This is a genomic window from Marinobacterium arenosum (genome assembly GCF_019795155.1).
GTDB lineage: Bacteria > Pseudomonadota > Gammaproteobacteria > Pseudomonadales > Balneatricaceae > Marinobacterium_C > Marinobacterium_C arenosum.
In genome coordinates this window covers 1-1,367 of record NZ_JAILYN010000111.1, presented here as the reverse complement: position 1 = coordinate 1,367, position 1,367 = coordinate 1, and the positions used below count along the sequence as shown (strand labels likewise).

General features: G+C 50.7%; 1 protein-coding gene, 1 rRNA gene and 1 pseudogene. All 3 read right to left on the bottom strand.

Translation table 11 applies throughout. The annotated features are described in order from the left end of the window. Window positions 1-181: 181 nt before the first annotated feature. Window positions 182-577: pseudogene (locus tag K6T12_RS21910) on the bottom strand (cell wall hydrolase); the annotation flags it as partial. Between the two features lie 36 nt (window positions 578-613). Further along, complete coding sequence (locus tag K6T12_RS21400) at window positions 614-1,072, bottom strand: conjugal transfer protein TraL (RefSeq protein ID WP_222225003.1); 459 nt, start codon at window positions 1,070-1,072, stop codon at window positions 614-616. A gap of 179 nt (window positions 1,073-1,251) precedes the next feature. Beyond that, window positions 1,252-1,367, bottom strand: a 5S ribosomal RNA gene (gene rrf / locus K6T12_RS21395).

Genomic DNA, 1,367 nt, shown 5'->3' with positions numbered 1-1,367 from the left:
GTGGACGCATCCAGTACAAAACTGGAATCTGACGCTATCCCAGTTGACCATCCACTTCCCGGGCAGGGTGGATCAATATGTGGACCTGTGATTTACGCTGACACAGAACTATGAACACCCTCCCAAAATGAGTCAATCCGATAGATACAACTCCAGTATCTTCCCGTTTAGCGACCAAGGCAGGATTTTGAAAATATAGGGAACCATTAGTTGGGTCCGAGATCCGGCCGCTAACTGCCAATGCAAGAATTGCATCAATCTTGGATTGTTGAGTCTGGCTAACTACCGGCAAGTAATCCCAGGCCCCGACTTTGGAAACCGGTTCAAACTGCCCAGGCGCATTCAGAATCTCGGGAATCGAGTCGCCGAAACGGCCACTGATCAATCGGTTCAGTATAGTGAAGAGAACAGACGCCATTCCCCTATCCCCCTCCCCGGCGGCTTCAGCAACCACCACCCGAGCGATGGCCTCATGATCATTGGGTTGAAGCTGTAGCTGCTTCAACCTTATCCGGTATTGCTCCCGTGCTTCGTCGCAACTCGCTGCGAGCGTTTGCGACGGCACTGTAAGAGTCATACATAGCGCAAGTGTGGCAAAGAGATCCATGCTGCCTTACCAGTAGTAGGTGTTACCCGATTTTTGGCCGTTAATGTAAATATCTACATATCGGCGGGTAGCAATGCAACCGCTCGGCTCCTCAATACCGCCGCGTGACACACAGCGTGTTCCCTTCACGTAATGCTCAGGAATAGCTTTATAGGCCAGGCAACGCTCCCTATTGGAGCTACCCCACTTTGTACATACTCGCTGTTCGCGAATCAATGCCGCGTAGTTGTAATCATAAGAAAGGAAATCCTCGTCCTTAATTGCGCAGGATGAGAACGGTGGAAGCGGTGACTTACCTTTTGCAATCCTGTTTACCATGGCCATCTTGGCCGATCCACAGCCTTCAGGAAAGCCGCCAGGCAAACAGAGCCAAATGGCACATTCATTATCTGAAGCGGCAGCAGTGGGCTTAGTGAAACAGAAAAAGACAACAGTGGAGACCACCACCAGAGAAAACTTATCCATGTTTTAAGTCCCTTATACCAAGTTGACGTCCATGCTCAACTCTTCATCCATTGTGCGACAATGGAGATAACATTACCAACATCAGCCTCTTGCGCTCTGATCCAGCTCAAAGCTTATTTCAGCGCCAACAAAAGCAAAAACCCCAGCCGCATGGCGACTGGGGTTCTTCGGAATTAGATGCTTGGCGATGACCTACTCTCACATGGGGAGACCCCACACTACCATCGGCGATGCCACGTTTCACTGCTGAGTTCGGGATGGGATCAGGTGGTTCCACGGCTCTATGGTCGCCAAG

Coding starts and splice junctions, on each gene's coding strand:
- K6T12_RS21400 (WP_222225003.1), bottom strand. CDS start 1,072: ATGGATAAGTTTTCTCTGGTGGTGGTCTCCACTGTTGTCTTTTTCTGT.